This window comes from Glaciimonas sp. CA11.2, from assembly GCF_034314045.1.
Taxonomy (GTDB): Bacteria; Pseudomonadota; Gammaproteobacteria; order Burkholderiales; family Burkholderiaceae_D; genus Glaciimonas.
In genome coordinates this window covers 3,464,952-3,478,633 of sequence record NZ_JAVIWL010000001.1, presented here as the reverse complement: position 1 = coordinate 3,478,633, position 13,682 = coordinate 3,464,952, and the positions used below count along the sequence as shown (strand labels likewise).

Sequence of the window (13,682 nt, the reverse complement as noted above, 5' to 3'; positions counted from 1 at the left end):
ACTATTTGATAAGCTATCTGAGCAGTCACGCAACAGCAGACGCAAACGAAAAGCTAAATAAAATGAAAAGCTAAATTCAGTCGGGCGGCTATCAGCTATGACGGCGCGCCGTCCGAGACCACCAGGTCAGCTGGACTATTCAGATCCCGCGCCTGGTCCGCCCACATAATAGGGATGCCGTCGCGAATCGGAAAAGCGAGCCTGTCGGCGTTGCAAATCAGTTCTAGTGCTTTTTTATCATGCTGCAAAGGCCCTTTACAGATAGGGCAAACTAAAATATCAAGCAGTTGGGTGTCCACGGAGTTTCTCCACAATTTGTTGTATCAGCGCGACGTCAATCTGCGCGGTCACGGGCACAACCCACAAACGCGGGTCGTTTTTGATGGTTTTGATTTGACTACATTTTACTGCATCCTTTTCGGTGATCAGTATGATCTCTGCATCCAGTGCAGCAAAAGGATTCGTCGAAAAATCGTAATGATCCGGCAGCGACAGGGAGTGAAATACCAAACCCATGCCGGACAACATGTTAAAAAACCGTTGAGGATTGCCAATTCCTGCAGCGGCCAGAATCCGAGGTGCCGGCAGTTTGGTCGAAAAATCAGCGATGCGGAAAGTCTGCGAGCGATCACTCAGGCGCTCTGCGACCTCGCCGATCAACTGCATACGGATCGCCGAGCGCGGCAATGAAGTCGGCAAAACTGCCGCTCGTCCCAGGTTCACCACTGTAAAGTCGCGCCTTCGGGACGCCGTTTCACGCAAGGGACCGGCTGGCAATAACCAACCGTTACCATGTCCGCGGCTATCAAACAGCACAATTTCGATGTCGCGCTGTAACCGATAATGCTGTAAGCCATCGTCGGATAAAATCACATCCACCTTCGGATGCGCCTGCAACAATGCTTGCGCCGCTGCAACCCGATTTCGACCCACCACCACGGGACATTGCGCGCGCTGAGCAATCAACAAGGGTTCATCACCGACTTCCGCTGCAACCGAATTCGTCGACACCACGCGTGTTTCAACACTGGGATTGACACCATAACCACGGGAAATCACGCCAGGCGTATATCCCGCCAGCCGTAAGGCTTGTACCAGCCAGATGGTCAAAGGCGTCTTACCTGTACCACCGACGTAAATATTTCCAATCACTATGATCGGAACCGGCAAGCGCGTACTCGCACGCAAGCCGATCACATACGAAATGCGACGTAATCCCGATATACACAAGAATAATAACGATAACGGCCATAGCAAGCACGCCAGCAAACCCCGTCTTTGCCAAGCCGCGGTAAGCACTGATTCGGTCGTGGAGAGCTTACGAGTCAAATGGAATAACCTGTCATAAAAAAGGAATCAAAAGAAATACATTAAAAAACAGAATAGGAACAGAAAGAAGGAACCGTATCTATCATCAATAAACGACCACGCTGCGTCAGGTAATGCTATTGATCGAAAAACCTTGATCGAAATACATCGATCAACATGCGTACAAGCCATGATACAAAGCAAGCAATCCCTGCTTTTTACTACTTGTGGGCGGCTGCCTGTGCAGCAAATGTCACTTTCTCAAAACCAGCTAAACGCGCTGCCTCCAACACATTAATCACCGTTTGATGGGGCGACATCGCATCCGCGTTGATGACAATCACGGGCGTTTCCTTTGACTTATTGGGGTCGCTTTGTGCGGCCGTCTTCAAATCCTGCGCTAATGCCTCAGCATCCCTCGACGACACCTGCTCCTTATTTATCGCATACTGACCTTGCGCAGTCACCGCCACTGTAATACGAAACGGCTCCGCGATCGCCTTGCCTGCATCTGCGGTCGGTAACGTAATCTTTAGCGTGGTTAAGTTGCTGTAAGTTGTTGTGACCATCAAAAAAATCACAATAACCAACAATACGTCAATGAACGGAATCAAATTAATTTCAATTTCTTCGCGCGCTCTACCTTTGCGAAAATTCATACATGATCCTCCTGGCATTGATTCCTGCTTCGGTCTTACCTAAATTCGCACCTAAGTTCGCACCGAAATTGATTTCTGCGTTTTGTCCCATAGACTTTTCAAAACCGTAGTGAGCGGCATCGTCAAACCGCACATGATGCACCAGAACAGATACTGCTCCACCCTGCAATCCGTTCGTCCGTCGTTTGTAATGCCGTCGTCTGACGCTGCGCAGTATACGTCGAAAAATACTTACTTCCGTTCGCCATGGACGATATCGACAAACTTGATCGCCTGCTGTTCCATAGCGACAATGAAACTATCGATCGTGGCCCGAAAATGGCGGTAAAAAACCAGCGTGGGCATCGCGATACCTATGCCAAACGCGGTATTGTAGAGCGCCACTGAAATCCCATGACCCAGTTGCGCGGGATCAGTACCCGCACCATTGGTCGCACCAAAAATTTCAATCATCCCCACCACTGTGCCGAATAAGCCCATCAGCGGGGCGAGCGAAGCAATCGTTCCAAGGGTCGTCAGAAACCGCGCCAACTCATGCGCTGTGGCCATCCCCGCTTCTTCGATCGCCTCTTTCATCATATCGCGTGGTGCATCGACATTACGTAAACCCGCAGCCAATACGCGTCCCAGTGGGGAATTGTTTTCCAGGTTGGTGATCACTTCAGCGTTAGCGCGCCCGTTGTGATAAACCAGGATAACCTCGTGCAACAACTGCGGTGGCAAAATACGCGAGCGACGCAAATAAACCAAGCGCTCGATGATCAATGCAGTAGCGATGACGGAGGCACACAATAACAGCCAGATCGGCCAGCCTGCAGCTTGAATAATGGCAAACAAAAGAAACTCCTTGAGAGGACCGCAGACAGGTCTGTCTAATGGAAGCAGAATGTAAACTGTTGAGGCGAAGTGAGCAAGCCCATCGATCGTTGATTTATTCTATTCAGCTCCTTCATTCCCCGAGCAGGAAAAGTTCCACACATTTTTTGTGAATAAGATTGTGGATAAGTCCTAGTGCAGAAATCTAAATCATTGTTTTAAAAGGTTTATTTATCCCTGCATTAAAAAAGTGCAATGCAGCAAACTAATTCAAGAATATTCCCATTTGCAACCGAGAAAGTTCTCCACAGATTTTGTGGACAACTTTGTGAACAACTCAGCCTTGAAGAATCTAACACGTTGATTCGGTTCATCTTTTTGCCATTGTTCAGAATGGGTAAGTGGTTTGGATTTTTTGTTACAAATAACCAGATGTAAAGTAAATCAGTGGAAATACTATGTTCATAAAAAACTGAGGTATCCGCACATACAGACTTACACTAATGCGCAGCAATAGAAAAATAGTTATCCACAGAATTTGTGGATAACTTTGTGCACAAAGCAGTCTAAAGTAGGCTAAGCACTTGATTAGCAATGAGTTTTGATTCCTGCGCAGTTCGGACGCAAGGGTGGCGTATTCCTCTCCCCCAATTTATGCAATGCCATGATTTCCAGCCCTGGGAGTGAATAAACAGTCGTTTTATGTCTGGCTGACCCAAAAATAAATCGTCAGACCAACTCCAACAAAAATAAAATAGTGTGCCGCAGCATTCCGCATGACTAGAGCACATTGATAGTTATTTAATAATATAAAATGAACTACTAACCCTAATACACAAAACGACAAAATGCATACAAATGTAATTCAAAAGAGGTGATTTATGGTCGTTGATATCATTCTTAGTTTTTAGGTTGATAAACACCAAATTGACAAAAAAATAAGGAAAAACATGAAAACTTTTCATTGTGATAAATGTAAACAACAAGTTTTTTTTGAAAACACCTTATGTTTCAGTTGTGAAAGCACCCTCGGATACCAACCCGAGCAACGTGCGGTCAATAGTTTTGAATTAGTTGAAGATAACAAGTGGCGCAGTCTCAATCCGGCCGATGCCGGACGCCTCTATAAACAATGTAGCAATTATGTCAATCAGCATGTCTGTAACTGGATGCTGGATGCAGATGACGAAAATGAGTTTTGCGCCTCTTGCCAGTTGACAGTCATCATTCCCTCGTTGCTGAAAGAAAAAAACCATCTTTTTTGGCAACGGCTGGAGTCTGCCAAGCGCCGCCTTCTTTATTCTCTTTGGTCGCTGGGTCTTCGCCCACTAACGAAGCAGCAAGATGAAGAGCGCGGGCTAGCCTTTCAATTTCTAGAGGATGGTTTGAGCGAGGAACCGGTGATGACCGGCCATGATAACGGTTTGATTACCATTAACGTGATAGAGGCCGATCCGTCAGAACGTGAGCGCACCCGCGAGCAAATGCACGAAGGTTATCGCACGTTGCTAGGTCATTTCCGCCACGAAAGCGGACATTACTATTTTGATCGATTGATTGCCGGCACTGATTGGATAGACAGTTATCGAGAATTATTCGGCGATGAACGCCAGGATTATGCCGAGTGCCTGAAACTCCACTACGAAAATGGCACGCCGCCTGATTGGGAGAAAAACTTCATCAGCATCTATGCCAGTTCTCATCCGTGGGAGGACTGGGCAGAGACGTGGGCGCATTACTTACACATGATTGATACACTCGAAACCGCTCACACCTGCGGACTATCGCTGAGTCCACCGAAGGCTGCCGAGCCTGAAATGGTCATCAGTGCGCCACCTCTAAAAATCGACTCATTCGAAGAAATAATCGGTAACTGGTTTGCGTTGACTTACGTGTTGAATAGTCTGAACAGAAGTGTCGGTACGCCTGACTCTTATCCTTTCAAATTATCAACGCCAGTGCAGGACAAGTTGCACTTCGTTCACCGGGTAGTACTGGCCCAGGTTAAAGCCAAAGAGAAAGCGAATGCAAAAGCAAAAGCAAAGGTGCAACCGAAACCGAAATTCGAACAGGAGTCAAATCCAAACCCGAAACCGAAGCCAAAATAGAAAGCAAAGCTTAGGACAAGCGTGTCTTAACCTTTTAGTTATCCACAGAAATTGTGGGTAACTTTGTGTACAAGACTGGCCGATTCGCGTTAAGTACTTGATTAGAATGATTTTTATTGGTGTGGATAATATCCGCGCACTTTGTCCAAAAGTACGCTAGCCAGACCATTATTCGCCAAAAAGGCATTCCTGCGCGTCACGTCGGGACTTTTCCACAGATTATGTGGATAACTTTGTGTGTAAGCACCTTCCAACACACTTAAGTCGTTGATTGCAAATACTATTTAGACACTGCGTACAGGTGCAGCAAAAATCGATCACAGTATTTTGGTCATGGGCCTTTCGCGATGCAACCAAGAGCACAACGAGTAAGTGTCTTCCAGACCGTCTTTCGTCGCTTTACGTTCTACAATAGCGCCTTGAATGTGTGGGTAGCATCGCTTCAAATACGCAATCATAGTAATCAGCCAAATAATAAGTCACATTTAAATGCCATTCGAATGACATCCCATTGTGTTTTTGCAAATAAATAACTAAGCCACTCACCGAAGGTCTCAATGCTTTTCGCCCCACCCGCCGACAGTCGCGTCGGCAGCGCACCCGTGCTCTCTGTCTCCGCCCTCAATCAGGCCGTGGCGCGTATGTTAGAACGCAGTTTCCCCTTAACGTGGGTTTCCGGCGAAATATCCAACTTTACGAAGGCGGCCTCCGGTCATTGGTATTTCACGCTAAAAGATGACGGTGCACAAGTGCGCTCGGTCATGTTCAAAGGCCGTGCGCAACATGCCGGATTTACCCCGCGCGAGGGAGATAAGGTCGAGGTACGCGCCCTGGTCACGCTCTATGCACCGCGTGGCGACTACCAACTAAATGTAGAGGCCATCCGCCGGGCTGGCGCTGGAAACCTATACGAAGCATTTTTACGACTTAAAGAAAAACTCAATGCAGAGGGTCTTTTCGATCCTGTTCGCAAGCGCCCTATCCCACAGTTCGTCACCTGTATCGGCGTTGTTACCAGTCTGCAAGCGGCAGCGCTACGCGACATTCTGACAGCGCTGGCCCGCCGCGCACCGCATGTCCGCGTGGTCATCTATCCCACGCCGGTTCAAGGCGAAGGTGCCGCGGAAAAAATTGCTAAAGCAATCAACACCGCCTCATCGCGTAACGAATGCCAGGTATTGCTGGTCTGCCGCGGCGGTGGCAGTATTGAAGATCTCTGGTCATTCAATGATGAAAGCGTCGCCCGTGCCATCGCTGCGGCAACGATGCCGGTTATTTCCGGCGTCGGTCATGAAACTGATGTCACGATTGCCGATTTCACTGCCGATGTCCGTGCAGCGACCCCGACGGCTGCCGCCGAACTGGCAGCAATCCCCCGCAACGACTGGCTGTCGTTAATAGCAAGCAATGCCGCTGATATGACTCGCGCAGTCCGCAGACAACTCGGCGAAACCGGCCAGACCCTTGACTGGCTAACCCGTCGCCTGGTTAGCCCTGCGACCACAATCGGCCATGAGCGCCTGAAATCACAAACCCTGCAAACCCGATTGATGCACGCCACTACTATTCCGTTAAGACAGTCGCGCTATAGCCTTCTGCATTTGCGAACACGCTTAACCGCACAATTACCGGACACGCGCCGCGCAAGAATTCTTTTACTAGAGCAAACACGGCGCCTCGAACATGCGCTCACGAACCAAAACAAACAATCCCGGGTCGCACTAAAGGCACTTAATGCGCAACTGGAATTGCTAAATCCACAACGGACACTTGAGCGTGGTTACGCCATTGTGACCAATGCAAAAGGCACCGTTTTGCGCGCGCCAAAGGAACTCCAACCGCGTCAGATCGTCACAATACAGTTGGCAGAAGGTAGTGCGAAAGTCGGTATTGATAGTGTCCAGCCAACGTTCGACTAGCGTGACTTTGCAATAAAGGTATTTGAATTCGTCTGATTGCTGCATGGAATAGATAAGCGCTTTACAATAACGCCCTTGAACCTGTGGAATCTCTGTGGTTAGGTAGCGCAAAAACCCTTCATAAAGCGATCACGGTCAGCAAGATGATGCTTGTAAAAACTGGAGCCGTACGAAAGGTTGGAAAGCATCGCAGTACCGGAATTGGTTTATGTAATCGGTTTGAAGGCGGATTTAACGTTGCCCTGATTTGCACAAAGCAGGACAAAACACAACAGACCTAACAGGGTCTCAGTAGCCCCATAAAACTTAGAAAGGACACACCATGGCATACACACTCCCACCCCTACCGTATGAACTTGATGCATTGGCACCTCACATTTCCAAAGAAACACTGGAATTCCATTACGGCAAGCATCACCAAACCTATGTGACCAATCTGAACAATCTGGTTCCAGGTACAGAATTCGAAACCGCCTCACTAGAAGATATCGTCAAGAAATCTTCTGGCGGCGTTTTCAACAACGCAGCGCAAATCTGGAACCATACGTTCTACTGGAACAGCTTGTCCCCAGATGGCGGCGGCGCACCTACCGGCGCTCTGGCTGATGCGATCAATGCTAAATGGGGTTCGTTCGACAACTTCAAAGTTGAATTGACCAAATGCGCAGTTGGCACCTTTGGTTCCGGTTGGGCATGGCTGGTCAAAAAGACTGACGGCTCGCTGGATCTGGTCTCGACTTCAAACGCTGCAACACCACTGACAACCGATGCAAAACCACTGCTCACAGTGGACGTGTGGGAACACGCGTATTACATCGACTACCGCAATGCTCGTCCAAAATACCTGGAAGCATTCTGGGCATTGGCAAACTGGGATTTTGCTGCAGCGAATTTTGCTTAATTTCAATTGACCGAATAAGCTGAAGAACTGATTTGACGAATGAATTAATGGTAAACCAGAATTTATAAGTCAAACAAAAGCCGACTTCCCAGTCGGCTTTTTACTGCCAATTTCAGTTACAAAAAAAATGCGCAAGAGATTGCTATACTGGTCAGAGCAACCGGAGAAGAACGGCACAGCTATCGTAATTGATTACTGGCCTCGACATTTGCTCACCTGCTTCACTAAAAACGCTATGCGGATTTGCTAGACAACATTCATACTTCAGATCGCCAAACTCATTTTAATCCGTAAAACATCCATAGCTAAAATAGCATTTTTCTCATACGCGAGTAAGGCGCTTAGCCCCCGATAACACCGGTCAGGCGAGCCTTCCTGTATGCTTCATGTACGGAGGAAATATTTGCCTATGGATTTCAGCTTTTTGTCCGAGATACATCAGGGACCATTACGTTCGGGTCTGATCGCTCTTACTACCGCTTTCGTGGCATGCCTACTTGCCGCAATATTGCATCGCGCAGGAATTTTTCTGTTACGGCGTATAGCCGGTAATCGACCGTTTACGACCAATGCAACCATCATCGCGTTTCGTGCGAGTCAGGTTTGCATGCTGCTATTCGCGATCCGAATAGTGCTAACCGGCGCGCCGGAAGATACGCCATGGCTAGTGCCTTTGTCTTACCTGACCTCAGTCGGCCTCATTCTTGCACTTACCTGGCTCGCCATGCAATGCATCAAGGCGGTCACTGTCACCGTAGTCAATCGCAACCCAGCCGACGTGATCGACAATCTAAAGGCGCGTCGAATCCTGACGCAAACCCGCGTACTGGCGCGCAGCGCACATTTTATCGTTGGCCTGCTCGGACTTGGTTTCGTCCTACTCACCTTGCCCGGAGCCAAACAATTTGGCGCAAGCTTGTTAGCATCTGCGGGCGTGGCTGGGTTGGTCGCCGGTATGGCGGCGCGACCGGTTCTTGGTAATTTTATTGCAGGACTACAAATAGCGTTTTCCCAGCCAATACGAATCGATGATGTTCTCATCGTCAAAGGCGAATGGGGACGCGTAGAAGAAATTACCGGCACTTTTGTTGTGATACGCATCTGGGATGAACGTCGCATGATCGTGCCACTACAATGGTTCATCGAGAACCCATTTGAAAACTGGACACATAATTCCTCCACAATTCTCGGCACCGTTTTTTTGTGGCTGGATTTTGTAGTGCCGGTACCAGCATTACGCGTCGAATTTGAACGCATTTGCAAGTCCTCGCCGTTATGGGATGGCCGGGTCTGTGTGCTCCACATAACAGATGTCAACGAACGGGCGATGCAAGTTCGTCTACTCACAAGCGCCCAAGATTCTGGTACCGCTTTCGATTTACGTTGCATCATCCGTGAAGAAATGATTTCCTTCATCGCCGCTCATTATCCACAGGCATTACCGCGCCTACGCACCGCACTTGATCCGATTGAAGTGAAATCGTCTGGCCGAAACAACACCGATCCGCTTGATACGATCATTGATGGGCCGCCACAGCAACAAAGCGATCAAATTGCACCCATTCGCTAGTCAACAAAAGCCATCGATTCAATAGCCTGGAAGACAGATCCCTTGTAAATGAGAAACCACGGTAATAGTAGCGTGGGCTAAATATAGAAAGTGGGTGCCATGGAAAGTCGGAAGATTAAACGCTCTTATGATGACCGGGATTGTTGCAGCAAATCCCATTCTGATTATCGTCGTTCCATGATGACTTAAGAATCAGGCTACAAAAATTGATGCGTTTATAAGTGGGATCTTTAAGTGCCAGTACATCGGCCTTGATATTGCCGAAAGTTGTCTCCGGTTTATGACGGGTACCTTTAGCAAAAGCATCAATAATATTATCTTTAAAATGCAGACCACGCGGATGCGCTTGCACAATCTGGTTTCGCTGCGCATCGGTAAAATCGCTATAGGCAAAACCCAGCACATCCATTTCGACACCCGCCGTGACCAGTGCCACAACAGGTTTCTTGTATTGTGTAATTCCCGGCGTAGTATGCAATGCGATGGCGTCCCACACCTGCTCAATATCAGCCTCGCCAATACCGTATCCCTTTAAAAAATCACGTGCGGCGTTTGCGCCATCCACTTCGAAGCGGTCATGTTTGCTACTATATGTCTCGATGAGCCCCATATCATGGAACATGGCGCCGATGTAAAGCAGTTCTGGATCGTACTTCAGCTTTTTGCGCTCTCCAGTCAATGCGCCAAATAAAAATACCCGAGTCGAATGATGAAACAATAAATCCGTTTCAGTGTCTCGAACCAGTTGCGTTGCGTCCCGCGCCATCCGGCTATCAGGAACGTGGATACCTGCGATAAAATTGCTCATAAAATTCTCCAGATCGCACTGCGCTGATCAAGGCAGCGACAATGCGTTGTTCAAATAAAAAGTGGCCGACAATCATCACAACAGATACAAAAGACACCATAGTCGTGACAATTACACGCGATCAAATGTGGCAGAAGTCAGCCATTCCTTGCGCGCCTGACTCTCTTAATGCTAGCGTGCAATGCAGTTCACTTTAATGGGAAGAATGCTTCGGTACAATGCGGAGCATGCGTTGAACACAGCCAACCGCACGCCTTATCCAGCCATCACCGATACTATGATTTCATGTAGTATTTCGTTCGGTAGCCAAAAAACTTTCGGACGTGGCGTGGCGTCCCCACCGACAATCAGCTACAAAATGATCTGAAAGTGCGATATTTCGCGACGCCGCCGCTCTACGTCCGACCGGCTATTTGACTCACTCAAGGGTATCTTCGATGCGAACTATTGCCATTGCGATTTTTTCTGGTGTTCAAGCGCTTGATGTTGCCGGACCGCTCGATGTTTTTGTTGAGGCAAATAATTTCGTTTCTCCCGGTAACGGCTATGCGATAACATTAGTAAGCGCAACCAAGGATGCCGTGCGCGCTTCGAACGGCATGCGTTTGCTTGCGGATGTAACGTTTGCCGAAGCCAACGGCCCCTATAACACCGCGTTAGTAGCAGGTGGACCCAAGCTACCAATTGACGCACCAGATTCGCAGCTAATCGCATGGTTAATTAATGTCGCTTCACGCTGCGAACGCTTTGGATCGATATGCACGGGTGCCTTTGCACTTGGCCACGCAGGGCTGATCAATGATCGCCATGTCACGACACACTGGCAAAATGCACCGCAATTAGCGCAACAATTTCCGCGTGCGCGGGTTCAACTTGATCGTATATACATTCGCGATGGAAATCTGCTAACCTCCGCTGGTGTGACGGCAGGGATTGATGGTGCGCTGGCATTAGTAGCAGAAGATCACGGTCCAAAGATCGCACTTGCGGTAGCAAAGCGCCTGGTCGTGTTTGCTCAGCGTCGGGGTGGTCAATCTCAGTTTAGTCCTTTCCTCGTTGCTCCCACAGACGATACATCGCCAGTCGCCAAGGTACAAATCTATGTGATGGAGCATATTAGAGAACGCTTTACGGTCGAAAAACTCGCCGAAGTGGCTGGTATGAGCACACGTCATTTTGCGCGTATGTTTTTGCAATTGACAAGCGTGACACCACATGAGTTTGTCGAACGCGCACGCGTAGATACGGCCCGCTATTTTCTTGAAAGTACCGATGACGCGCTGAAGGCGGTCGCATACGATTGTGGTTTTGGCAATGCTGATCGCATGCGCATTGTATTTAACAAGCGCCTCGGCGTAGCACCTCATGCATATCGGGCGAATTTTAGAAAGAATAGTCCTGATTAAGTGAATGGTTCGTAGACATCAAAGCAAATGCGACTGTCACTTTCTTACGCACTGCCTTGATACTTCAATCTTTGTTATCTGACGACTGACATCACTTCGCAGTCATGCAGATTCCGCCATCTAGACGAATGACTTCGCCGTTAAGATAAGCGTTTTCGACAATTGTGTTTACCAACCCGGCAAATTCTGCCGGCTTACCCATACGCGCTGCAAACGGTACTGTCTTACCCAGCGCATCTTGCACTTCGGTTGGCATACCCAACAACATCGGCGTTTCCATAATGCGAGGCGCAATAGCCATCACCCGAATACCAAAACGTGCCAATTCACAAGCCACGCAGCAGAAGACACCACTATCAAGGAGATAACGTTTCATTTACCCCCTTCAGCCACCATCAAAAATTCACGGCAATAATTACCTAGCCGACAAGTCTATCAGAAATGGCAACTGCATTCTCATTGGGTTTGCATGAAAGTCAAGCTGTAAAACATTCCAGTTTCCGATGCTAGGCTTGAGCAGCAAGCTTAGGCGTGGTTCATAGCTACTCCAAAAAATTAAGTGAATCGACAAAATTTTTCTTAAGTTTAAGTTTAAGTTTCAGGCATTCAAGATTAATTTCTTAAGCGAGGAGTGAAGAATGACCACAACTTCCATAATAATTGCTCAACTTTCTGATTTTACAGTTGTCATGCCTCATGCCACTTATGATCAGGATGATATCTTATGTTGGCTGGCGGCTGCCCATGCGCGCGTGGAGACTCTACGGACACCGAAGGAAAATGGAGAAATTAAAGAATCATGGGATCAACTTAATTCTAAAATGCGCAAGAGTTTTGAGCTCTTCGGTTGTAAAAAATCGCGGATTTCCACTCGCTCTTTTGATGTCCTCGATGTAGGAAATATTAAGTGGGATGAATTGCGCTTATACAACTTGAATTTGCCTCAGGGAGATATTCCTACAACTTCCCTTTATGGAAAAGACATGGGGCAAAGAACGAAATTTTTCCGAGAAAGATCGCGCTCTCTTTTTCATAGATTTTTCCCTCAAGAGTCTCATCCACCTGAACATATTATTCATGTGAGTTGTACCGGCTACTTTTCACCGAGTCCGGCTCAAAGTCTCGTAAATCTTAATAGATGGATGAAAAAAACAAATGTCACCCATGCCTATCATATGGGTTGTTATGCTTCCATTCCCAGTATTCGCCTCGCCGAAGGGTTGCTATCGGCATTGCAAAAAAAGAAAAATTCCCCATCAGCGGGCGTTAATACGATCGACATTGTTCATACAGAAATGTGCAGTCTTCATGTCAATCTTACTGATCACTCACCAGAGCAAATAGTGATTCAAAGCCTTTTTGCGGATGGCCATATAAAATATTCTTTGCAGCCATTTGATGCTGAATCGAAGAATACTTTGGCACTCATCGTGATCAAGGAAGAAATCATTGAAGACACAGAAGAACTGATGACATGGTCACCTGATAGTTGGGGGATGACAATGACGCTTTCCAGAGAGGTTCCTAAAAAAATAGCCAAGCATGTTTTGACTTTTGTTTCTGAAATGCTTAGTGAGGCTCAGCTTCCCATAAAAGAAATTTTTCAAAATGGTATTTTTGCCATTCATCCTGGAGGTCCAAAAATAATTGATTCGGTTCAGTCTTTGCTCGGATTAAGGGAAGATCAGGTTCAACATAGCCAAGAAATTCTTTTTTCTCGCGGGAATATGTCTTCGGCGACTCTTCCCCACATTTGGAAAAATTTAGTAGAGGATGCAACTATATCTAGCGGGAAAATCATTGTTTCCCTCGCCTTTGGCCCAGGTTTGACAATATTTGGTTCTGTGATGAGAAAATCCTGATTTGCCGGAATAGCGTTCTGGCGCAGACTCCCACGAAATGTTGGCGTCTGGTTTCAATTTTTCCAGGCGATGATGAAGACTGCCATAACTGACATTTTGCTAAAACTGCTCCCTTGATTTTTTTAAGCAGCCTCTTTTGGAATAAAGACCATCATGCCGGCTCGATCTCGCCTATTTTTTGTGAACTGCAAAGACATGGAAGGCTTCTCGGCAGGCTATTTAAAATCCCAAACGGCTGTGGATCGAACAGAGTCGCCCAATTTGGAAAATCCGTAGACTGCCGCTTTTGAGAAAATAAATTCAGAAACGCGTAAAAGCTGTCTTT

Annotated in this window: 11 protein-coding genes and 1 pseudogene; 6 read left to right on the top strand and 6 right to left on the bottom strand. The window is 47.5% G+C overall.

All coding sequences use genetic code 11. The features are described from left to right. Positions 1-95: 95 nt before the first annotated feature. The 4 genes from RGU75_RS15025 to RGU75_RS15010 form a co-directional block, all read right to left on the bottom strand. Positions 96-299, bottom strand: a complete 204-nt coding sequence (locus RGU75_RS15025) for a Trm112 family protein (RefSeq protein ID WP_322237215.1) — start codon at positions 297-299, stop codon at positions 96-98. Beyond that, positions 280-1,329 carry a tetraacyldisaccharide 4'-kinase gene (gene lpxK / locus RGU75_RS15020; RefSeq protein ID WP_322237213.1) on the bottom strand — a complete coding sequence of 350 codons (1,050 nt, stop codon included), beginning with the start codon at positions 1,327-1,329 and terminating at the stop codon, positions 280-282. Before lpxK ends, RGU75_RS15025 begins: the two co-directional genes overlap by 20 nt. Positions 1,330-1,529: 200 nt before the next feature. After that, positions 1,530-1,967 carry a biopolymer transporter ExbD gene (locus RGU75_RS15015; RefSeq protein WP_322237211.1) on the bottom strand — a complete coding sequence of 146 codons (438 nt, stop codon included), beginning with the start codon at positions 1,965-1,967 and terminating at the stop codon, positions 1,530-1,532. A 231-nt stretch (positions 1,968-2,198) separates the two neighbouring features. Further along, entirely contained in the window at positions 2,199-2,804 is a 606-nt protein-coding gene (locus RGU75_RS15010; protein ID WP_322237209.1) for a MotA/TolQ/ExbB proton channel family protein, read from the bottom strand. Between the two features lie 929 nt (positions 2,805-3,733). Between RGU75_RS15010 and RGU75_RS15005 the strand changes: the two genes are divergently transcribed. The 4 genes from RGU75_RS15005 to RGU75_RS14990 all read left to right on the top strand — a co-directional run bounded on the left by RGU75_RS15005 (position 3,734) and on the right by RGU75_RS14990 (position 9,281). Beyond that, entirely contained in the window at positions 3,734-4,891 is a 1,158-nt protein-coding gene (locus tag RGU75_RS15005; protein ID WP_322237207.1) for a putative zinc-binding peptidase, read from the top strand. A 557-nt stretch (positions 4,892-5,448) separates the two neighbouring features. Beyond that, positions 5,449-6,810, top strand: coding sequence for an exodeoxyribonuclease VII large subunit (xseA, locus tag RGU75_RS15000; RefSeq protein WP_322237205.1), 1,362 nt, complete (start codon positions 5,449-5,451; stop codon positions 6,808-6,810). Between the two features lie 322 nt (positions 6,811-7,132). Continuing rightward, entirely contained in the window at positions 7,133-7,711 is a 579-nt protein-coding gene (gene sodB, locus RGU75_RS14995; protein ID WP_322237203.1) for a superoxide dismutase [Fe], read from the top strand. Positions 7,712-8,120: 409 nt separating this feature from the next. Further along, on the top strand, positions 8,121-9,281 hold the full coding sequence (locus RGU75_RS14990) for a mechanosensitive ion channel family protein (RefSeq protein WP_322237202.1): 1,161 nt from the start codon (positions 8,121-8,123) through the stop codon (positions 9,279-9,281). Between the two features lie 115 nt (positions 9,282-9,396). Here RGU75_RS14990 and RGU75_RS14985 read toward each other — a convergent pair whose 3' ends face one another. Beyond that, on the bottom strand, positions 9,397-10,089 hold the full coding sequence (locus RGU75_RS14985) for an HD domain-containing protein (RefSeq protein ID WP_322237201.1): 693 nt from the start codon (positions 10,087-10,089) through the stop codon (positions 9,397-9,399). Between the two features lie 437 nt (positions 10,090-10,526). On the opposite strand from RGU75_RS14985, the gene RGU75_RS14980 reads away from it, so the two are divergent. Then, positions 10,527-11,495 carry a GlxA family transcriptional regulator gene (locus RGU75_RS14980; protein WP_322237199.1) on the top strand — a complete coding sequence of 323 codons (969 nt, stop codon included), beginning with the start codon at positions 10,527-10,529 and terminating at the stop codon, positions 11,493-11,495. A 91-nt stretch (positions 11,496-11,586) separates the two neighbouring features. Here RGU75_RS14980 and RGU75_RS14975 read toward each other — a convergent pair. Continuing rightward, a pseudogene (locus RGU75_RS14975) lies at positions 11,587-11,832 on the bottom strand (SDR family oxidoreductase); the annotation flags it as partial. A 301-nt stretch (positions 11,833-12,133) separates the two neighbouring features. Between RGU75_RS14975 and RGU75_RS14970 the strand changes: the two are divergent. Further along, on the top strand, positions 12,134-13,357 hold the full coding sequence (locus tag RGU75_RS14970) for a 3-oxoacyl-[acyl-carrier-protein] synthase III C-terminal domain-containing protein (protein ID WP_322237197.1): 1,224 nt from the start codon (positions 12,134-12,136) through the stop codon (positions 13,355-13,357). Positions 13,358-13,682: the final 325 nt, after the last annotated feature.

What these genes read in the sequence shown, in the direction of transcription:
- xseA (WP_322237205.1), top strand. Translation starts at nt 5,449, where the DNA reads ATGCTTTTCGCCCCACCCGCCGACAGTCGCGTCGGCAGCGCACCCGTG.
- RGU75_RS14970 (WP_322237197.1), top strand. Translation starts at nt 12,134, where the DNA reads ATGACCACAACTTCCATAATAATTGCTCAACTTTCTGATTTTACAGTT.
- sodB (WP_322237203.1), top strand. Translation starts at nt 7,133, where the DNA reads ATGGCATACACACTCCCACCCCTACCGTATGAACTTGATGCATTGGCA.
- RGU75_RS14980 (WP_322237199.1), top strand. Translation starts at nt 10,527, where the DNA reads ATGCGAACTATTGCCATTGCGATTTTTTCTGGTGTTCAAGCGCTTGAT.
- RGU75_RS15015 (WP_322237211.1), bottom strand. Translation starts at nt 1,967, where the DNA reads ATGAATTTTCGCAAAGGTAGAGCGCGCGAAGAAATTGAAATTAATTTG.
- RGU75_RS15005 (WP_322237207.1), top strand. Translation starts at nt 3,734, where the DNA reads ATGAAAACTTTTCATTGTGATAAATGTAAACAACAAGTTTTTTTTGAA.
- RGU75_RS14985 (WP_322237201.1), bottom strand. Translation starts at nt 10,089, where the DNA reads ATGAGCAATTTTATCGCAGGTATCCACGTTCCTGATAGCCGGATGGCG.
- RGU75_RS14990 (WP_322237202.1), top strand. Translation starts at nt 8,121, where the DNA reads ATGGATTTCAGCTTTTTGTCCGAGATACATCAGGGACCATTACGTTCG.